Here is a 20,056-nt window from a genome sequence, read left to right on the forward strand (position 1 = left end):
CCCCAGCTCCTCGCCCTCGCCGACCGCGTCCTGGAACTCCGCGACGGCCACATCACCCCCACCGACTGACCCACGCCTTCCACGGGGCGGGGCGCGACCGACGCCGGCCGGCGCGGTGCAGCGCCAGGCCGGACCAGCCGGCCAGGACGAGTCCCACCGCGGTGAACCCCGACCAGAACAGCAGGGGACCGTGCCCGACGTCACGGCGGGCGACGACCCGCTCGGGACGGTCGGCCCGGTAGACGATGGGGAGCCGGTCCCCGTGGTTCACCTGGCGGCGGTTGGTGCCCGGCGGCAGCGGGTGGGTCACCTCGGCGCCCGCCACGGTGAAGGTCACCCACAGCCGGCCGTCGCCGGAGGCGTCGCGGGCCTCGCGGACCGTCCCCACCGTGTGCACGCCGTAGCGCACGTCCAGGGTGTCCCTGGCCGTCGCGGTCAGCAGCCAGACGCCCGCCGCGAGGAACACCACGCCGGCCAGCAGGAGCGCCAGGGGATGCGCGGAGCCCTCGCCCGAGCCCCGCCCTTCCGATCGCCGGCCGCCTCGCATCGGTTCGTGCTGTGCGTCCCGTGCCCCCATGGAAGCAATTTACGCGAACCACCAGGCGCTGGGGGAGGCCGAGTTGGGGGTGTGCGACGCCCACCGGGACGTCCGGGACGACGACCTCGTCGCCGTCGGTGCGGGCCCGCGCTTGCACTGCCTGCTGCGCAAGGTCGTGCCGGAGGCCTGGCCGGCCGCCTGGTGCCCGGTGACATGCCGCGTGCGCGGCTGGAGGAGGCCGCCGCGCGGTTCACCCGCGCCGCGGGGCCGCCCGCACCGGCACCGGCCGACTGCGCCCGTTCCGTTCCGTCGCGGCCCGGGCCGACCCGCATCCAGGGCCCTGCCACCCCGGCACGCGGCGCCCGGCGCCGCTCACCGTGCCCACCGGGACGTCCGGTCCGCGGATCTCCCCGTCCGTGGGCGGCGCACCCCGTAGGCTGGCGCGTGCAGCTGGTTCGCCCCGTCCGCCAGGCGGGATGCGTCGCAAGAGGGAACCCGGTGGGAATCCGGGACTGCCCCGCAGCGGTGAGCGGGAACGACCGCCGTCATACGCACTGGGCGCGCAAGCGCCCGGGAAGCGACAGCCAGTAGGTGTCTGCCCGGCAGACGTGCCCGTGAGTCCGAAGACCTGCCACTGCCCGTGCCCCGCGGTGGGGCGCGGTTCCACCGGGACCTCGTGGGCGGGTCGGCGGCGGCCTTCGTGTGCCGTGCCGGCGTCCCGTGCCGGGGTCCGTGCGAACTCGCGAGGGAGAGTTCCATGGCACTCACGCACATCGGTGCAACCCTCCACGGCTACCCGCGCCAGGGCCCCGACCGGGAGCTCAAGCGGGCCCTCGAGGGCTACTGGACGGGCCGCGTCGGGGCGGAGGACCTGCTCGCGACCGCCGCGTCCGTCCGGGCGGGCGCCCGGCGCCAGATGCGCGCGGCGGGCATCACCGAGATCCCGACCGGCGGCCTCTCGCTCTACGACCACGTCCTGGACACGGCCTGGGCGGTCGGCGCCGTTCCCGCGCGCTACCGCGCGGGCGAGGTGACCGAATTGGACGCCTACTTCGCGGCCGCGCGCGGCACGGCGGAGCTGGCGCCGCTGGAGATGACCAAGTGGTTCGACACCAACTACCACTACCTGGTGCCGGAGATCGGCCCCGGCACCGGCTTCGCCCCCGACCCGCGGGGGCAGCTCGCGCAGTACGCCGAGGCCCGGCGCGAAGGGCTGACGGCCCGTCCGGTGCTGCTGGGCCCGGTCAGCTTCCTGCTGCTGTCCAAGCCCGCGCCCGGCGCCGGTTTACACCGCTCGCGCTGCTGGACCGGCTGCTGCCGGTCTACGCGTCCCTCCTGGCGGACCTGCGGGCCGCGGGCGCGGAATGGGTGCAACTGGACGAGCCGGTACTGGTCCAGGACCAGCCGCGTGCCGTGCTCGACGCCACCGCCCGCGCCTACCGCGAACTCACCGCCGCCGCGGACCGGCCGAAGGTGCTGGTCGCCACCTACTTCGACGCCCTCGGGGAGGCCCTGCCCGTCCTTGCTCAGTCCCCCGTGGAGGGGCTGGCCCTGGACTTCACCGGTCCCGCCGCCGCGAACCTCGACGCGCTCGCCTCCCTCGGCGGCCTGCCCGGCAAGCGCCTGGTCGCCGGGGTCGTCGACGGCCGCAACGTCTGGGCCGACGACCTGGAGGCCTCGCTCGCCACCCTGGCCACCCTGCTGGGCCTGACCGGCCACCTCGACGTGGCGCCCTCCTGCTCCCTCCTCCACGTCCCCCTGGACCTGACGCGGGAACGCACCCTGGACCTGCAGGTCACGCGCTGGCTCGCCTTCGCCCGGCAGAAGCTCGACGAGACCGTCACCTGGCGCGCGCCCTGTCCGAGGGCCGGGAGGCCGTCGCCCCGCAACTGGCCGCGAGCCGTGCCGCCCGGGCCTCACGTACCGCCTCCGCCCTCACCCACGACCCCGCCGTACGGGCCCGCTGCGCGGCCGCCGGCCCCGACGACGCCCGCCGCCCCCAGCCGTACGGGGAGCGGGCGGCGGCGCAGCGGAACCGGCTCGGCCTGCCCCCGCTGCCGACGACGACCATCGGCTCGTTCCCGCAGACCGCCGACCTGCGCGCCGCCCGCGCGGCCCTGCGGGCGGGGAAGCTGACGGCGCAGCAGTACGAGGAGCGGATCGCCGCCGAGATCCGCGAGGTCGTCGCGTTCCAGGAGAAGGCGGGTCTGGACGTCCTCGTCCACGGGGAGCCCGAACGCAACGACATGGTGCAGTACTTCGCCGAGCGGCTGGACGGGTTCCTCGTCACCCGGCACGGCTGGGTCCAGTCCTACGGGAGCCGCTACGTCAAGCCGCCGGTCCTCGTCGGCGACGTGTCACGGCCCGCGCCCATGACGCTGCGCTGGACCTCCTACGCGCAGTCGCTCACCGGCAGGCCCGTCAAGGGCATGCTCACCGGCCCGGTCACGATGCTCGCCTGGTTCTTCGTCCGCGACGACCAGCCGCTCGCCGACACCGCCCGCCAGGTCGCCCTCGCCCTGCGCGACGAGGTCGCCGACCTGGAGGCGGCCGGGACCGCGGTCATCCAGGTCGACGAACCCGCGCTGCGCGAGAGCCTGCCGCTGCGCGCCGCCGCCCGCCCCGGCTACCTGGAGTGGGCCACCGAGGCCTTCCGCCTCGCCACGTCCGGGGTCCGCGCGGACACCCAGGTCCACACCCACATGTGCTACGCGGAGTTCGGGGAGATCCTGCCGGCCATCGAGGCCCTGGACGCGGACGTCATCAGCCTGGAGGCCGCCCGTTCCCACATGGAGATCGCGGGCGAGTTGGCCGCCGCCGGCTACCGGCGGGAGGCCGGCCCCGGGGTGTACGACATCCACTCGCCCCGCGTCCCCTCGGAACGGGAGATCTCCGACCTCATCGACCGGGCGCTGCGGGCCCTGCCCGCCGAACGGCTGTGGGTCAACCCCGACTGCGGTCTGAAGACCCGGGCCCCGGGCGAGGTCCGTGCCGCGCTGGAGAACCTGGTGGCCGCGGCGCGCCGGGTGCGGGGGTGAGCGGGATGGCCCCGCGGTACAAGACGCCGGCCGACTCGGCCGTGACGCTCGCCCACATCATGAGCGAGCACGACACCAACCTGTACGGGACCGTCCACGGCGGGGTCGTGATGAAGCTCGTCGACGACGCGGCGGCGGCGGCCGCGGCCCGGCACGCCTCGGGGCCCGCGGTGACCGTCTCCGTGGAGGGGATGGCCTACCTCCACCCGGCGCACGCCGGTGACCTGCTCACCGTCCACGCGGTCGTGGAGCACGCGGGCCGCACCTCGATGGACGTCGGCGTCCGCGTCACCGCCGAGCGCTGGGACACCCCGGGCCCGGTGACCGACGTCGCCACGGCGCACCTGGTCTTCGTGGCCACCGGCGCCGACGGCAGGCCCCGGCCGGTGGCGGAGCTCAGGCCGGCGTCGGCCGAGGACGAGCGGCGGCACGCCCGGGCGCTGCGGCGCCGCGCCCTGCGCGTCCGGCAGGCCGAGGCGGGCTCACCCGGGGCCCGGGCGGGGCGGCCGGCCGCCGCCCCGCCCGGGCAGGGACAGGCGCCCCTCCCAGCCGGAGGGGGCGCCTTGCCCGGGTCGTGGTGTTACGTATAACGTTCGCGCATGTCCCGTATCGCCCTGGTCACCCTCGTCGTCCGCGACTACGACGAGGCCATCGCCTTCTACACCGGCGCCCTCGGCTTCGAGCTCGTCGAGGACGAGCCGCGCCCCGGCGGCAGCCGGTGGGTCGTCGTGCGCCCGCCCGGCGGCGCCGCGGGCAGCGGGCTGCTGCTCGCCCGCGCCAAGAACGACGCGGAGCTGTCGCGGGTCGGCGACCAGACCGGCGGACGGGTCGGCTTCTTCCTGCACACCGAGGACTTCGCGGGCGACCACGCGCGGATGAGCGCCGCGGGGGTGACCTTCCTGGAGGAGGCCCGCCACGAGGCGTACGGCTCGGTCGTCGTCTTCCAGGACCCCTACGGGAACCGCTGGGACCTCCTCCAGCCCGCCGCCACCGCCCCCACCGACCAGGAGCCCACCGCGTGACCGCCCTCGACACCGACCTGATCCGCCGGCTCCCCAAGGCCGTCCTCCACGACCACCTGGACGGCGGCCTGCGCCCGGCCACCCTGGTCGAACTGGCCGCGGAGATCGGCCACACCCTGCCCGCCACCGACCCCGGCGAGCTGGCCGCCTGGTACTACGACGCCGCCAACTCCGGCGACCTGGTCCGCTACATCGCCACCTTCGAGCACACGATCGCCGTGATGGGCACCCGAGAGGGCCTGCTGCGCGTCGCCGAGGAGTACGTGCTGGACCTCGCCGCCGACGGCGTCGTCTACGGCGAGGTGCGCTACGCGCCCGAGCTGCTGGTGCACCGGGGCCTGACCCTGGCCGAGGTCGTCGAGACCGTCCAGCAGGGCCTGGCCGCCGGCATGGCGAAGGCCGCCGCCGCGGGCACGCCGGTCCGCGTGGGGATCCTGCTGTGCGCGATGCGCATGACCGACCGCAGCCGCGAGGTGGCCGACCTCGCCGTCGCGTACCGCGACGCGGGCGTCGTCGGCTTTGACATCGCGGGCGCCGAGGACGGCTTCCCGCCCGCCGACCACCTCGCCGCCTTCGAGCACCTGCGCCGCGAGAACGTGCCCTTCACCATCCACGCGGGCGAGGCCCACGGCCTGCCCAGCATCCACCAGGCGGTGCAGGTCTGCGGCGCGCTGCGGATCGGCCACGGCGTCCGCCTCGCCGAGGACATCGTGGACGGCAAGCTCGGCCGCCTGTCGGGCTGGATACGCGACCGCCGCATCGCACTGGAGGTCTGCCCGACCTCCAACCTCCAGACGGGCGCCGCCACCTCCATCGCCGAGCACCCCATCACCCTCCTGCGCGACCTCGGCTTCCGCGTCACCCTCAACACCGACAACCGGCTGGTCTCGGCGACCACCATGACCCGCGAGATGGAGCTGCTCGTCACCGAGGCGGGCTGGACGGCGGAGGACCTGCGCGAGGTCACCGTCAACGCGCTCAAGAGCGCGTTCCTCCCCTTCGACGAGCGGAACGCGATCATCCGCGACGTCGTCCTGCCGGGCTACGAGACGGTGCTCGCCGCGGGCAGCTGACCCCCGACGGGGGTGCCGGCCCGGCTCCCGGTCCGGTACCCCGTGTGCGGCGTCCGCGGCGGTGCGCGTGCCGGGGCCGGGGAGGCCCGGTCGGCTTGACGGCGCCGGGTCCCGTGCGAATGATGGCGCCCTCACCTGTCCGCAGGTCTCCACAGGGGGAGCCGTCACGTGACCCGCGCGCACCACCGTCCCCGTACCGTCCTGGCCATGAGCGCCGGGACCCGTGAGGCCGTCCTCGGCGACGCGGCGCTCGAACGGCTCTGCCGTGTCGCCCGCGTCGACCCCGCCCTGCTCGTCGAGGACTTCGGGGACCCCGCCGTGGCGGAACCGCTCGCCGAGGCCGAGGTGCTGCTCACCGGCTGGGGCTGCCCGCCGCTGGACGAGGCGGCGCTGGCCCGCATGCCCGCGCTGCGCGCGGTCGTCCACGCCGCCGGATCGGTCAAGCAGCACATCACCGACGCCGTGTGGCGGCGCGGCATCCAGGTCTCCACCGCCGCCGCGGCCAACGCCCTGCCGGTTGCCGAGTACACCGTCGCCGCCGTGCTGTTCGCCAACAAGCGCGTCCTGGCCTCGGCGCAGGCCTACCGGGAGGCCCGCCGCCGGCCGGAGCCCTCCGAGGTGTGCCCCGGCATCGGCAACTACCGTCGTACCGTGGGGGTCGTCGGTGCCTCCCGCATCGGGCGGCGGGTCATCGAGCTGCTGCGCCCCTTCGACCTGCGCCTGCTCGTCCACGACCCCTACCTCGACCCCGGCGAGCTGGTCGCGCTCGGTGCGGAGCCGGTGGAGCTGGACCAACTGTGCCTGCTCGGCGACGTGGTCACCGTCCATGCCCCCGAACTGCCCGAGACCCGCCACCTGTTCGACGCCGCGCGCCTGGCGCTGCTGCGGGACGGGACCACGCTGATCAACACCTCGCGGGGCTCGCTGGTCGACACCGCCGCGCTCACCGCCGAACTGGTCTCCGGCCGGCTGCACGCCGTCCTCGACGTCACCGACCCCGAGCCGCTGCCCGCCGACTCGCCGCTCTACGATCTGCCGAACGTCCTGCTGACCCCGCACGTCGCCGGATCGCTCGGCGGCGAGCTGGCCCGGCTCGCCGACACCGCGATCGAGGAGATCGAACGTCTCGCCCACGGTGCGCCCCTCGCCCACGCCGTCCACCGCGACGCGCTCGCACGCTCCGCCTGAGGAAGGATGCTCCTTCGGCATGTCGTCGGCCGTCGCATAGAGTGCTGTCGCGAGGGTGTCCACGTCGTTCGACGAAACGATCTTGGACACCCTCGTTCTCGTCTTCGCAGGCACCCCTTGGACCGCACCACCAGGAGGAACCGGTGTCATACCCGCAACTGCTCACCCCCGAGGAGAAGCTCGCCGACGCGAAGAAGCTGTTGAGCCTCCCGCATATCGTCGTGATCTGCGGCTCCACCCGCTTCATGACCGAGATGGACGAGGCCGATCTGCGGGAGACCACAGCCGGAAGGATCGTCGTCAAACCAGGCTGCGACATGAAGTCGCCGCACGAACTTTGGTCCGATCCTGCCGAGGCCGAGGCGCTGAAGGTTCGACTCGACGATCTGCACCGGGCGAAGATCCGGCTCGCCGATGAGGTGCTCGTGGTCGGCGACTACATCGGAGACAGCACCCGAGCCGAGATCGCCTACGCCCGGTCGCTGGGCAAGCCCGTGCGGTTCACGCACCCCGAAGTCGACCCTGACGCCTGACCGCCGGCTGCCACCTCGACAACCAGGGGCGGCAGCCCACCGCCTGACCGTCTCGCGGTGGCTTCGGCCGCCGCCCGCCCCACACCCCCCGCAGGCATCCCTTGGAATTGGCCATCTAGGAACCGGGCCCCGCGCCGGACGTCCCGGTGCGGCCCGATCACCGAAGGCGCAGGAAGTTCCTGACGTCGGCACGGCCGTCGAGGGCCCGGGCGTCCACGTCCGACGGATCCGCCTCCGCGCGCCGCCGGCGACTCCGTCAGCGCGAGGGCCGCGTCGCCGAGGCGTCCGAACCGTCTGGCGGTGTGCCCCAGGCACAGACCGGCCAGGCCGAGAAGGGGACTTCCCGGCAGGGCCCGCGTCCCGACCTCGACGCACCAGTGCTCGACGAACCGCCGGTCGTCGTCGTTCAGCGCGCTCCCGATCAGGACGCTCGCCGCCTCGGCCTCGTGCGCGCGGTCGCGCAGGGCCCGTTCCAGGGTCTCGGCCACCACCTCGTGGGGCAGCGCGGGAGGGTTCCGGAAGCCGGGACGGGAAGGCACCTCACGGGAGGGCGGCACGGAGCTAGGCGCGACCGGTGCCGCGGTAGAGGTCCAGTTCGCCGTCGAGTTCGAGGGCGAGGACGGTGGCGTACGGGTCCAGGGCGTCGGGGGAGGGCGCGTCGATCCAGGTGACGCCGGGCACGTCGTGGAGCCCGCCGGTCACGTGGTGGCCCAGCCCGGCGCCCGTGCCCACCACCGACACACGGCGGACGCGGTTGCGCAGGCCGCGCAGCGCGACCGTCTCGCGCGGGGCGTCGAAGCACACCAGGTACAGGGTGCGGCGGTCGGCGGACAGGGTGCTGGGGCCGTAGTGGTGCCCGGCCGGCAGGCCGGCGACGGTGCCGTACACGGCGTCGGCGTGGCCGCGGATCCAGTCGCCGAGGCCCTCCAGGCGGGTCGTCTGCTCCGGGGTGATGGTGCCGTCCTCACGGGGGCCGACGTCCAGCAGCAGGTTGCCGCCGGCGCCGATCGTCTCGGTGAAGTAGCGGACCAGCTGGCGCACCGACTTGTGGCGGTGGTCGGCGTGCTGGAAGCCCCAGGAGTCGTTGACGGTCAGGCACAGCTCCCACGGCCCGGCCGGCGGTTCGACGGGGATGCCCTGTTCGGGTGTGGCGTAGTCGCCGTGGCTCAGCATGCGCGCGTTCAGGACCGTCTCCGGGTTCCCGGCGAGGATCCGCGCGGCCAGGGCGTCCAGGCCCCACTGCTCCTCGCTGCGCTCCCACTCGCCGTCGAACCACAGCAGGTCGGGCCGGAAGCGGTCGACCAGCTCGCCGACCTGGGCGTTGCGGTAGGCGAGGTAGCGCTCCCAGGCGGCCGGGTCCTCCTTGCCGTCCGCCGGGGCGACGAAGGGGCTGGTCACCACGTCGTCGGTGGGCGGGGCGGGGTGGACGACGCTGGGGTAGTCCGGGTGGTTCCAGTCCGAGTGGGAGTAGTAGAGCCCGACCTTCAGGCCGTGTTCGCGCAGCGCCTGCGCGTACGGGGCGATCAGGTCGCGCCCGGCCGGGGTGCGCCGGACGACCGACAGGTCGCCCTGCGCGGTGTCCCACAGGGCGACCCCGTCGTGGTGCCGGGCGGTCAGCACCGCGTAGCGGGCGCCCGCGCGGGCGAAGAGCCCGGCCCAGGCGCGCGGCTCGTACCGCGCCGCGGTGAACCCGTCGAGCTGGCGCATGTACCGCTCGTGGGGGACCTCGCCGTTGTAGAAGGCCCAGGACTCGGGCACGCCGTCGACCGCGTAGATCCCGTAGTGGATGAAGATGCCGAGCTTGGCGTCGGCGAACCACGGCTGCAGGGGCATGGCTGACGAGTCCTCGCGGGAGGGGAGAAGACGACCGCGGGTGCGGTGATACGTCGGAGGAGTCCTGTCCTCCGCCCCGACCCTAAGGGGGATCAGGGCGACTGACAAGAAAGACCTCCGACGTATCGCGGCACCCGCTCCCGCGGCGGCCCGGCGGCTACTTCACCTGCTTCACCTACTTCACCGATCCCGCCATGACCCCCTCCACGAAGTGGCGCTGGAAGGCGAAGAAGACCGCCAGCGGCACGATCAGCGACAGGAAGGCCCCCGGCGCCAGCACGTCGATGTTGGAGCCGAACTGCCGCATCTGCGACTGCAGGGCGACCGTGAGAGGCTGCGCGTCGCTGCCGGCGAAGATCAGCGCGACCAGCATGTCGTTCCAGACCCACAGGAACTGGAAGACGGCCAGGCTCGCGATCGCCGGACGGCCCACCGGCAGCACCAGCTTCCGGAAGATCGTCCACTCCGTCCCGCCGTCCATGCGGGCGGCCTCCAGCATCTCGCGCGGGATCTCCGCGAAGTAGTTGCGGAGCAGGAAGATCGCGAACGGCAGTCCGTACGCCACGTGGAAGAGGACCACGCCCGCGGTCGTGCCGAACAGCCCGACCTCCCGGAACAGCCTGGCGACCGGCAGCAGCCCGATCTGCACGGGTACCACGAGCATGCCGACGACCACCAGGAAGACCCAGTCGCGCCCCGGGAACTCCAGCCAGGCGAAGGCGTATCCGGCCAGCGCGGCGAGGACCACCACGGCGGCCGTGGCGGGCACCGAGATCAGCACGGTGTTCCAGAGCGCCTGGGTGATCCCGCTGTCGCCGAGGATCGCGGAGTAGTTGTCGAAGCTCAGCGAGCCGGGGTGGAGCAGGGTGGTCCACCAGCCGGAACCGGCGTTGTCGTCGGAGTTGCGCAGCGAGGAGACGAACAGCCCGGCCGTCGGGGTGAGCCAGATCAGCGCCACGACCGTCAGCAGGACCTGGACGAGCCCCCCGCGCAGCACCGAGACCAGCCGGCCCGCCACGGAGGGACGCCCGGGGGTCCGGCCGGACGTCCCGCCGGGCGGGGTGGGCGGAGCGGGGTGCGGAGCGGCGGTCTGCACGGTCATCGGTTGCTCCTGCGGAAGCGTCGGATGTTGAGGGCCATGGCCGGCAGCACCAGCAGCAGCAGGACGACGCCGATCGCGCTGCCCAGGCCCTGGTTGTTGCCGCCGCCGAAGGAGACCAGCCACATCTGCAGCGCCAGGACGTTGGCGTCCTCCAGCACCGGGCCCGGCGCGATGATGTACACGAGGTCGAAGACCTTCATCACGTTGATCACCAGTGTCACGAAGACCACGCCCAGCACCGGCGCGAGCAGCGGCACCGTGATCCTGCGGAAGATCTGCCACTCGCCCGCGCCGTCCATCCGGGCGGCCTCCAGCGTCTCGCGCGGCAGCGCGGACAGCCCGGCGCCGATCAGCACCATGGAGAAGCCGGTCCAGATCCACAGATAGGCGCCGATGATCGCCGGGGTGATCAGTGTCGGGCCGAGCCAGTCGATGCCCGCGTACGGTTCCGCGAAGTTCTTCCCGGGCAGCCGGACGCCGTACGGGCCGTCCCCGGCTCCTGCGAAGCGGAAGGAACCGTCGTCACCGGTGGTCGTGGTGGCGACCACGGCATCACCCTTGGTCAGTTCCACCGTCATGTGCGGCAGGCCGCGCTCCCGGGGGTCCACGGCGCCGGGCGTGCCCCCGCCGCCCGGGACGAAGTCCAGGTAGACCACGCCGGTGACGGCGTCGTCGGAGACCTGCGCGGGCGCGGCCGGGCGGGCCTGCTTCGGCAGGGACGCGGGCGGCAGGCCGACCAGGCCCAGCGTGACGTCCTTGCCCGGCTCCACCCGCGCGACCGCCTGGTAACCGCCGTCGCCCGACTCCTTCAGCACGTCCGTGCCGCGGGGCCGGGCGCCGGGGTAGGCGGAGGAGTCGTTGAAGGTGTCGTGGACGGCGACGGCGACCGCGTTCATGACGCCGCGCTGCGGGTCCTGGTCGTACACCAGGCGGAAGGTGATGCCCGCGGCGAGGAAGGAGACCGCCATCGGCATGAAGATCAGCAGCTTGAAGGCGGTGGCCCAGCGGATCTTCTCGGTGAGCACGGCCAGGACCAGGCCGACGCCGGTGAGCAGCGCCGGCGCGGCCACGACCCAGATCGCGGTGTTGCGGACGGCCTTGAGGGTGGCCGGGTCGCTGAACATCTCCTGGTAGTTGGCGAGTCCCACGAAGCGGTCGCCGCTCGCGTCGAACAGGCTGCGGCCGACCGAGAAGAGGATGGGGTAGCCGACGAGGGCGCCGAGCAGGGCGAGCGCCGGGAGCGCGAAGACGATCGCCGTGATGCGGGCCCGGCGTGAACGCCGCCGGACGGAGGCCGGGGCGGTGCCGCCCGCCGGGGCGGGCGGCACCTTGCGGGTGAGGGCGGACATGATCCGGCCTCAGCCCTTGTACGCCTTGGCGGCCGCGGCCTCGAGCTTCGCCGCGGTGGCCTTCGGGTCCGACGGGTCGCGCAGGAAGTCCTGCAGGATCTTCCACTCGCCCTTGCCGGGCGTGCCGCCGAAGGCGGGCGGGGTCTGGTCGGACATGTCGAAGCGCACCGTGTCACCGGCGTCGACCAGGGACTTGGCGGCCGTGCGCAGGGTGTCGTCCGCGTAGGAGGCGGGGTCCAGCTTGGTGTTGGGGGAGAGGAAGCCGCCCGCCTTGGCCCAGATCTGCGCGGCCTCGGGGGTGGCCAGGTAGGCGATCAGCTCCATGGCGGCCTTGGCGTTCTTGCCGGACTTCAGCGCCACGGCGGCCTCGCCGCCGCCGACCACCGGTGCCGGGCCGCCGTCGACCGAGGGGAAGGGGAAGAACTTGGCGTCCTCGCCGACCTTGCCGCCCAGGTCACCCGAGATGACACCGCCGACGAAGTCGCCCTCGTAGACCAGGCCGGCCTTGGGGCTCTTGCCGAAGACGTGCGCGACGGAGTCCGGGAAGCTGGTGGCCAGGGCGCCCTTGCGGCCGCCCGCGAGCAGGTCGTCCTCGCCGAACAGCTGGGACAAGGTGGTGAGCGCCTTGACGACGGTGGGGTCGCTCCACGGGATCTCGTGCCGGGTCAGCTTGTCGTAGTTCTCCGGGCCGGCCTGGGAGAGGTAGAGGTTCTCGAACCAGTCGGTGAGCGTCCAGCCGTCCGAGCCGCCGACGGCGAAGGCGGGCAGGCCCGAGTCGGAGACGGCGCGGGCGGCGTCCAGCATCTCCGCGAAGGTCTTGGGCGGCTGCACGCCGGCCGTCTCCAGCGCCTGCGGGCTGTACCAGACCGTCGACTTGTCGGAGGTCTTGAAGTACAGGCCGTAGTAGGTGCCGTCGACCGTGCCGAACGTCTGCCAGATCTTGGCGTAGTTCTTCTCCGCGGCGCCCTTCACCTCCGGCGACAGCGGCTGGAGCCAGCCCTTGCCCGCGAACTCCTTGAGCACGCCGGGCTGCGGCACCATCGCGACGTCGGGCGAGTCACCGCCCTCGACCTTGCTGCCCAGGACGGTCGCGAAGTTGTCGCCGGTGGAGACGTACGCCACCTTCGCCCCGGTCTTCGCGGTGAAGCCGTCCAGGACCTTCTGGAAGTTCTGCTGCTCGACGCCGGTCCAGACGGCCGCGACGGTGACGGTCTGGCCCTTGAGCTTCTGGGCGCCGGCCGCCGGGCCGGAGTCGGAGGAGGCCTTGGTGTCACCGCCGCAGGCGGTGGTCGCGAGGGCCAGACCGCATATGGCGGTGGCCGCGACGAGGGTGCGCTTCATCGGGGTGGTGTCCCTTCTTCGGTGGAGTGGTGCGGAACGGTCAGGTGCGCGCCGGGTCGTGGACCCACCAGGCGGCGGCGTTGGCGGGGAGGACCCCCGGCGGGCAGGGGGCGCTGGACAGCAGCGGCTGTCCCGGTACGGGGGCGGGGACCGGCTCGTCGCCGAAGTTCACGGCGCAGACCAGGCCCTCGCCGCGGACGAAGGCGAGCACGCCGGGCGGTGCCTCCAGCCAGCGCAGCGTCCCCTCGCCGAGCTGGGGCAGCCGGGCCCGCAGGCCGAGCGCCTCCCGGTACAGGTGCCAGAAGGAACCGGTGTCCAGCAGCGCGCGGTCGGCGCTGTGCTCGGCGAACCAGTCGGGCTGCGGCAGCCACGGCCGGGCCGCGCTGCCCTCGGCGGTGAAGCCGAACGGCGAGGCGTGGCCCGACCAGGGCAGCGGCACCCGGCAGCCGTCCCGGACGAAGCGGCGGCTGCCGGTGCGGCGGAAGATCGGGTCGGTGAGGACCTCGTCCGGCAGGTCGACGACCTCGGGCAGCCCCAGTTCCTCGCCCTGGTAGACGTACGCGGCACCCGGCAGCGCCAGCATCAGCAGCGCGGCGGCGCGCGCCCGGGCGGCGCCGAAGTGCCCGGTGGGGCCGCCCGCGTACCGGGTGACGGTCCTGACCTGGTCGTGGTTGTTGAGCACCCAGGTGACGGTGGACCCGGTCCCGGCGATGTCGCGCAGCGCCTCGGCGATGGCCGTGCGGAACGCCTGCGCGTTCCAGGGGGCGCTCAGCAGGTGGAAGAAGAAGGCCTGATGGAGTTCGTCGGGGCGGACGTAGCGGGCCTGTTCGGCCGGGGTGGGGACGGAGACCTCGCCGACCAGCAGGCGTTCGCGTCCGTCGCGGGCGGTGTACTCCTCGCAGATCGCGCGCCACCGCCGCCAGACCCCGTGCACCTCGGGACGGTTCCAGGCCAGCGGGTTGACGGAGTCGCGGGACCGCTCGTCCGCCGCGGGGTCGGGGGAGTCGGGGAGCGAGGGGTGCTTGAACAGGCCCGCCGCCACGTCGATGCGGAAGCCGTCGACCCCCCGGTCCAGCCAGAAGCGCAGCACGTGCTCGAAGTGCTCCCCGACGCGCGGGTCACGCCAGTTGAGGTCGGGCTGCTCCGGGGTGAACAGGTGCAGGTACCACTGGCCGGGCCGGCCGTCCGGCTCGGTCACCCGGGACCAGGCGGGACCGCCGAACATCGCCCGCCAGTTGTTGGGCGGCAGTTCGCCGTGCTCGCCGCGTCCGTCGGCGAAGTGGAACAGCGACCGGGCGGGGCCGCCCGGTCCCTCCGTCAGTGCCTGGCGGAACCACGGGTGGGCGGAGGAGCAGTGGTTGGGGACGACGTCGACGACGGTGCGCAGACCCAGCCGGTGCGCGTCGGCCACGAGGCGGTCGAACTCGGCGAGGTCGCCGTAGAGCGGGTCGACGCCCGTGTAGTCGGCCACGTCGTAGCCGTGGTCGTGCTGCGGCGAGGGGTAGAAGGGGCTCAGCCAGATCCCGTCGACGCCCAGCTTGCGCAGGTAGGGCAGACCGGCTCGGACGCCGGCCAGGTCCCCGACACCGTCACCGGTGCTGTCCAGGAAACTGCGCACGTAGACCTGGTAGACCACCGCGTCGCGCCACCAGGGGCGTACGGCGGTGAGTGCCGGGGAGGGGGCGGCGGCGGTGGAGGAACCGTCCTCCAGAGGGGCTGTGAACACCCGTCACCATCCTGACTGCGGGCGCGCGGACGGACACGACACTGCACGCCGCGCGGGGTGGCTCGTTATGCATGCATGTTAAGTAGCAGTGTCAGGAAGGTGTCAACGGAGCTGCCGATAGACGGCGCTTACTGGGGTGATTTGCGTGGGTAAGATCCGCAGTCGAGGACCGAGAGGGTGTCGCGGAGGCCCCCGCAGTTACTTAACAAGTATGTATGAGGTGGGTGGTGACATCCATCGAAGGCGCCGCGGGATCAGCGGTCCCGCACGATCTCCCGCAGCTCGCGGTCCAGCCGTGCGACGGCCTGCTCCGGCGTGGTGTGCAGCGCCAGTGCGTCCCGGCTCACCGCCGCCACCGCCAGGCTCACCTGCTCGTAGCGGGCGCTCTTCGGGCGCGGCTTGGCCGTCCGTACGCTCTGCTCCAGCACCGGCAGGTAGGGATACCGGCGCACCAGCCCGGGGTCCTGGTACAGATCGGCCCACACCGGCGGCAGCGAGCCTTCCGTCAGGACCTGGCGCTGCACGGACTCACCCGTCATGTACGCCATGAGGTCGGCGGCCGTCCGCGGATGCCGCGAGTGCGCGTTGACCGCGAGGTTGGACCCGCCCAGCACACTGGCGCCCGGCCCGTCCGGCCCGGGCAGCGGCACCGCGCCGAAGCGCCCCGCGACCTTGGAGCCGGGCGCGGAGGCGAGGTCGTACACGTACGGCCAGTTGCGCAGGAAGAGCAGCCGGCCGTCCTCGAAGGCCTGCCGGGACTCCTCCTCCTTGAACCGCAGTGCCTCGCCTGGGATCCAGCCCTCGCGCACCCCGCGCACCAGGAAGCCCAGCCCCTCGCGGGCCGCGGCGGAGTCCACGGTGACCCGGCTGCCGTCGCCGCCGAGGATGCCGCCCCCGGCCGACTGCACCGCCTCCGTGACGTTGACGGTCAGGCCCTCGTACGGCAGGAACTGCCCGGCGTAGCCGCCGATCCCGTACTTCGGGGCGAGCGTGCGCGCCTGCCGCTCCAACTCCGCCCAGGTGCGCGGCGGATCCAGGTGCTCCCGGTCGAGGATGTCCTTGCGGTAGTAGAGCAGCCCGGCGTTGGTGACGTACGGGACCGCGTACAGCCGCTCGCGGAAGGTGGCGGTGTCCACCACCGAGGGCAGCAGCCGGTCCAGCGGCAGGCCGCGCGGGTCGACCGGCGCGATCCATCCGGCGCCCGCGAACTCGGAGGTCCACGCCACGTCGATGTTGAGCACGTCGAAGCGGTCGCTGCCGGAGCGCAGGCTGTCTGCCATCTGCGCGCGCACCTCGTCGGCCGCCTCGGGCAGTTCGACGAGGGTCGCCTTCTCCAGGGGGTGGCCACGGTTCCAGCCGTCCAGCACGTGCTGGAGGTAGCCGGTCAGATCGCGACCGGTCGCGAGGGTCACCGGGCCCCGGCCCGTCGTGCCGGGCGGTCCGACGGCGGCGCGGGCGCCCTCGGAGGCGTATCCCGTCAGCAGCAGGGCAGCGGCGAGCAGGGTCCTGCCCGCGGCCCGCGCCCAGCGCATACGATCCTCCAGGTCCCGCTTCCGGCGACGGCGTCGTCGTCCGAAGAGACATGTATACCTGTTGGACATGCGCGATACTAGCCATTGCGGCAGGATGGCCTGCTCACCGATGATCGGGCTGGTGAGCGGCCCCTAACAAGCAGGTAGCCGGGGAGGAGGCAGGTCGAGCGTGCGCCTTCCGCTCATGGCACTCCTCGCCAAGGGGCCCGCCCATGGTTACGAGCTCAAAACGGCACTTGAGAAGCTTTTCGGTGCGGCCTATCCTCAGCCGAACATCGGCCAGATCTACGTGACGCTGGCGCGCCTGGAGAAGTCGGGACTGATCCGGGGGGAGGACGTCACCCAGTCCGGTCGGCCCAACAAGCGGATCTACGAACTCACCGACGCCGGGCAGGAGGCGGTCGCCGCCTGGTTCGACGAGCCGTCCAGCGAGCCGCGGGTGCGCGACGAGTTCTTCATGAAGCTCGCCCTCGCCCCGGCCACCGGCCTGGCCGACCAGGTCTCCCTGATCAACAAGCAGCGCCGCCACTACCTCAACCTCATGCGGGCCATGTCCCGGCTCGCCGCGGGGGAGGACCGGGACAACACCATCGCGCAGCTGCTGATCGAGGGCGCGACGCTGCATCTGCAGGCGGACCTCGACTGGCTGGAGCGCTGCCAGGAGGAGCTGGAATGAGAAGGGCCGAGCCGCCCCCCGCGGCGCCGCACATGCTCCGGGTCGAGGGCCTGGTCAAGACGCACCGTGTGGACGGCGGCGAGGTCAGGGCCGTGCGCGGGGTCGACCTGGAGGTGCGGCCGGGCGAGTTCGTCGCCGTCACCGGCCCCTCCGGCGCCGGCAAGTCCACCCTGCTGCATCTGCTCGGCGGCCTGGAACGCCCCGACCGGGGGCGGATATGGCTGGACGGGCAGCGGGTCGACCAGCTCAGCGAGGCACGCTGGGCGGTACTGCGCCGGCGCGGCGTCGGCATCGTCTTCCAGTTCTTCAACCTCGTCTCCACCCTCACCGTCGCGGACAACATCGAACTGCCCGCCCTGCTCGCCGGCCGCTCGCCCCGCCAGGTGCGCGCCGCGCGGCAGGAGTTGCTGGCCGACCTCGGCCTGACGGGCAAGGAGGACAGCACCCCCGCCGACCTGTCCGGCGGTGAGCAGCAACGGGTCGCCCTCGCCCGGGCCCTGGTCAACCGCCCGGCCCTGCTGCTGGCCGACGAGCCCACCGGCAGCCTCGACAGCAAGGGCACCCGGGAGGTGCTGCGGCTGCTGACCCGCTGCCACGAACGTGGCCAGACCATCCTGCTCGTCACGCACGACGCCAAGGTGGCCAGTGCCGCGGACCGGGTGATCAGCCTCTTCGACGGCGAAGTGGTCGACGACATCACCCTCGACGTCCCGCCGTACGCCTCGCGTCCCTCCCGTGCCGCCGCCGACGTCGTGAAGCTGCAGGGCTGACCGCCGTGCGCGCCACCGCCCGCTGGGCCCTCGCCGATCTGCGCACCCACCGCGGCCAGGCCCTGTCCATCGTCCTGGCCACCGCGGGCATCACCGTGGCGCTGCTGCTCTCCGTCGCGCTGCTGGTGTACGCGGCCAACCCCTGGCAGCGGATGTTCACCGCCACCGAGGGCGCCCACGTCTGGCTGCGCACGGACGGCCGCGCCGACACCGGCGCCCTGTCGCGGATCGACGGGGTCACCGCGGTCTCCGGACCCTTCCGCACCCTCACCGTCACCGCGCAGCACGGCCGGGAGAAGGCCGCCCTCGACCTGCGGGCCGCGGGCACGAGCCCGCCGTCGGTGGGCCGGCCGCTCATGGACCGCGGGAGCTGGCTGGACGGCGACGACGGCGACGGCGTCGTGCTGGAACGGTCGGTGGCGTCGGCGCTGTGGGCCGAGCCGGGCGACGAGATCAGCGTGACCCGTGACGGACGGCGGAGCACCGTCCGCGTGGTCGGCGTCGCCGGGACCGCCGAGCCGCTCTACTCCCCGGGAGACAACCCCGGTGTCGCGTGGGCGTCGCCCACGCTGGTGAGCGGCCTCGCCACCGGCCAGGCGCGGGCGGGGCAGACCGTGGGGCTGCGGCTGAAGGACCCGGCGGACACCGCCTTCGTCATCCAGCGGGCCGTCTCCGCCGTCGGACCGGACCGCGTCACGAGCGTCGCCACCTGGCGGGAGGCCCGCGCCGACGCCGAGGGCGACAACCACCTTCTCGGGCTGCTGCTCGGCCTGTTCGGGCTGGCCGCGCTGCTGGCCGCCGCGATCGCGGTGACCGGGGGCATCGCCACCCGCGTCCTGGCGTACGTCCGTGACATCTCCGTCCTGAAGGCGGTCGGCTTCACCCCGGCCCAGGTGGTCCGGATGTTCCTCGTGCAGCACGCGGTGCTCGCCACCGCCGGTGTGGTGCTCGGATCGGTCGCCGCGGAGACGCTCGCGCCGGGCATCCCCGGGCCGATGGGGGACGCCATGGGGCTGTGGCAGGGACTGCCGCAGCACACCTGGGCGCTCCCCGGTACGGCCGCGGCGACCGTGCTGGTCATCGCCCTGGCCACGGTGCTCGCCGCCTGGCGGGCCGGCCGCGTGCCGCCGATCCCCGCCGCGCGGGGGGCCGTTCCGGGACGCCGCAGGATGTCCGGCGCGGCCCGGGCCGCGCTGCGCCTGGGGACCCCGCCCGCCCTGGTGCTCGGCTGCCGCGGCGTACTGCACCGGCCCGCGCGCTCGGCGGCCGCCGTGGCCCGGCTCGCCCTGCCGGTCCTGATGATCACCGTGGCGCTGGGGACCTGGGCCACCCTCGACCGCTTCGAGCACCACCCCGAACTGCTCGGCCAGGCCGGCGCGCTCACCGCCCGCCCCAACGGCCTCACCGACGGAGCCGTCCGGCAGCTGCTCGCCGCACGACCGGAGATCACCGCGGCGCACCCGGGCGTCGACCTCCCCGCGCTCGCCCCCGGCCAGTCGCAGTCCGTCACCCTGCGGGGGATCGGCACCACCGCCGACCCGTACCCCTTCGCCGTCGCGGAGGGCCGGCGCCCCGCAGGACCGGACGAGGCACTCGCCGGGCAGGGCCTGCTCGACGCGCTGCACATCGAGGTCGGCCAGTGGGTCCGGGTCACCGTCGGCGGCACGCCGCACATCCTGCACATCGTCGGCCGCAGCATCGAGACCGGGCACGGCGGACGGGTGATCTCCGCCCCGCTCGACGTGCTGCGGGCCCAGGACGCCTCCATCGGGCCCTCGTACTACAGCCTGGTGCTGCGTCCCGGCGCCGACCGCGCGGCGGTGCGCGGCGCCCTCACCGACGCGTCGCACGGCGCCCTGGAAGTGCGCGAGGTCACCGGCCCCGGCGCCGAACTCTCCCCGGTGCGCGGCGTGATCATCGGACTGGTCAGCGTCCTCGCGCTGATCGCCCTGGCCGAACTGTCCACCGCCGTCGGCAGCGGCATCCGCGACCACGCCCGCGACATGCGCGCCTACCGCGCCGTGGGCCTGACGCCCCAGCAGACCGTGGCGACCGTCGTGACCGGCGTCGGCCTGGTGGTCCTGGCCGCCGCCGCGGCGGGGGTCACCGCGGGGGTGTTCGCCTCCGACTGGCTGATCGACCTGCAGGCCGGCTCCAGCGGCGTCGGCGCGGGGATCGCCCAGTCCCCGCCGGGAGCGGTGCTGGCCCTGATCGTCGGCGTGTGCGTCGCGGCGGCGGTGGCACTCTCGCTGCTGCCCGCCTCCCGCGCGGCGGGGGACCGCAATCCGCGGATGCTGTTCAACGCCCAGTGAGGGGAAGACACCGGACGCCGTGC

General features: G+C 73.7%; 15 protein-coding genes, 1 pseudogene and 1 riboswitch. Of the genes and pseudogenes, 9 read left to right on the forward strand and 7 right to left on the reverse strand.

Annotation, left to right across the window (positions count from 1 at the left end; all coding sequences use genetic code 11):
* Nucleotides 1-52: 52 nt before the first annotated feature.
* Nucleotides 53-577 (reverse strand): hypothetical protein, encoded by a 525-nt coding sequence (locus PV410_RS07310; protein ID WP_500323067.1) that lies wholly within the window; start codon nt 575-577, stop codon nt 53-55.
* A gap of 394 nt (nt 578-971) precedes the next feature.
* Nucleotides 972-1,188: riboswitch (cobalamin riboswitch) on the forward strand.
* 107 nt (nt 1,189-1,295) lie between these two features.
* Between PV410_RS07310 and metE the strand changes: the two are divergent.
* The 6 genes and pseudogenes from metE (at nt 1,296) to PV410_RS07340 (ending at nt 7,392) form a co-directional block, all read left to right on the forward strand.
* Nucleotides 1,296-3,576, forward strand: a pseudogene (gene metE / locus PV410_RS07315) (5-methyltetrahydropteroyltriglutamate--homocysteine S-methyltransferase).
* A 5-nt stretch (nt 3,577-3,581) separates the two neighbouring features.
* Nucleotides 3,582-4,166, forward strand: a complete 585-nt coding sequence (locus PV410_RS07320) for an acyl-CoA thioesterase (protein ID WP_500323068.1) — start codon at nt 3,582-3,584, stop codon at nt 4,164-4,166.
* A 9-nt stretch (nt 4,167-4,175) separates the two neighbouring features.
* A complete protein-coding gene (locus PV410_RS07325) occupies nt 4,176-4,598 on the forward strand; it encodes a VOC family protein (RefSeq protein WP_500323069.1) in 423 nt (140 codons plus the stop codon).
* Entirely contained in the window at nt 4,595-5,671 is a 1,077-nt protein-coding gene (locus PV410_RS07330; protein ID WP_500323070.1) for an adenosine deaminase, read from the forward strand. The genes PV410_RS07325 and PV410_RS07330 overlap by 4 nt, the downstream gene beginning before the upstream one ends.
* A 207-nt stretch (nt 5,672-5,878) precedes the next feature.
* Entirely contained in the window at nt 5,879-6,859 is a 981-nt protein-coding gene (locus PV410_RS07335; protein ID WP_500323072.1) for a hydroxyacid dehydrogenase, read from the forward strand.
* Nucleotides 6,860-7,002: 143 nt separating this feature from the next.
* Nucleotides 7,003-7,392, forward strand: a complete 390-nt coding sequence (locus PV410_RS07340; RefSeq protein WP_500323073.1) for a hypothetical protein — start codon at nt 7,003-7,005, stop codon at nt 7,390-7,392.
* 561 nt (nt 7,393-7,953) lie between these two features.
* Here the strand turns inward: PV410_RS07340 and PV410_RS07345 are convergent.
* From PV410_RS07345 to PV410_RS07370, 6 genes are all read right to left on the reverse strand, one after another.
* Complete coding sequence (locus PV410_RS07345; protein ID WP_500323074.1) at nt 7,954-9,225, reverse strand: alpha-L-fucosidase; 1,272 nt, start codon at nt 9,223-9,225, stop codon at nt 7,954-7,956.
* A gap of 175 nt (nt 9,226-9,400) precedes the next feature.
* Nucleotides 9,401-10,327 carry a carbohydrate ABC transporter permease gene (locus tag PV410_RS07350; protein WP_500323075.1) on the reverse strand — a complete coding sequence of 309 codons (927 nt, stop codon included), beginning with the start codon at nt 10,325-10,327 and terminating at the stop codon, nt 9,401-9,403.
* Nucleotides 10,324-11,676: a carbohydrate ABC transporter permease gene (locus tag PV410_RS07355; RefSeq protein ID WP_500323076.1), complete on the reverse strand. Its 1,353-nt coding sequence runs from the start codon at nt 11,674-11,676 to the stop codon at nt 10,324-10,326. Before PV410_RS07355 ends, PV410_RS07350 begins: the two co-directional genes overlap by 4 nt.
* A gap of 9 nt (nt 11,677-11,685) precedes the next feature.
* Entirely contained in the window at nt 11,686-13,017 is a 1,332-nt protein-coding gene (locus tag PV410_RS07360) for an ABC transporter substrate-binding protein (RefSeq protein WP_500323077.1), read from the reverse strand.
* Nucleotides 13,018-13,057: 40 nt separating this feature from the next.
* Nucleotides 13,058-14,743: a glycoside hydrolase family 13 protein gene (locus PV410_RS07365; protein ID WP_500323078.1), complete on the reverse strand. Its 1,686-nt coding sequence runs from the start codon at nt 14,741-14,743 to the stop codon at nt 13,058-13,060.
* Between the two features lie 254 nt (nt 14,744-14,997).
* Nucleotides 14,998-16,275: an ABC transporter substrate-binding protein gene (locus tag PV410_RS07370; protein WP_500323079.1), complete on the reverse strand. Its 1,278-nt coding sequence runs from the start codon at nt 16,273-16,275 to the stop codon at nt 14,998-15,000.
* A 169-nt stretch (nt 16,276-16,444) separates the two neighbouring features.
* On the opposite strand from PV410_RS07370, the gene PV410_RS07375 reads away from it, so the two are divergent.
* Genes PV410_RS07375 through PV410_RS07385 form a run of 3 tightly spaced genes read left to right on the forward strand, consistent with a single transcriptional unit; the run spans nt 16,445 to nt 20,033 of the window.
* On the forward strand, nt 16,445-16,951 hold the full coding sequence (locus PV410_RS07375; protein ID WP_500323080.1) for a PadR family transcriptional regulator: 507 nt from the start codon (nt 16,445-16,447) through the stop codon (nt 16,949-16,951).
* Nucleotides 16,948-17,721 carry an ABC transporter ATP-binding protein gene (locus PV410_RS07380; protein ID WP_500323081.1) on the forward strand — a complete coding sequence of 258 codons (774 nt, stop codon included), beginning with the start codon at nt 16,948-16,950 and terminating at the stop codon, nt 17,719-17,721. Before PV410_RS07375 ends, PV410_RS07380 begins: the two co-directional genes overlap by 4 nt.
* Before the next feature lie 5 nt (nt 17,722-17,726).
* Nucleotides 17,727-20,033 carry an ABC transporter permease gene (locus tag PV410_RS07385; protein WP_500323082.1) on the forward strand — a complete coding sequence of 769 codons (2,307 nt, stop codon included), beginning with the start codon at nt 17,727-17,729 and terminating at the stop codon, nt 20,031-20,033.
* Nucleotides 20,034-20,056: the final 23 nt, after the last annotated feature.

This window comes from Streptomyces sp. PA03-5A (genome assembly GCF_033792725.1).
Taxonomy (GTDB): domain Bacteria; phylum Actinomycetota; class Actinomycetes; order Streptomycetales; family Streptomycetaceae; genus Actinacidiphila.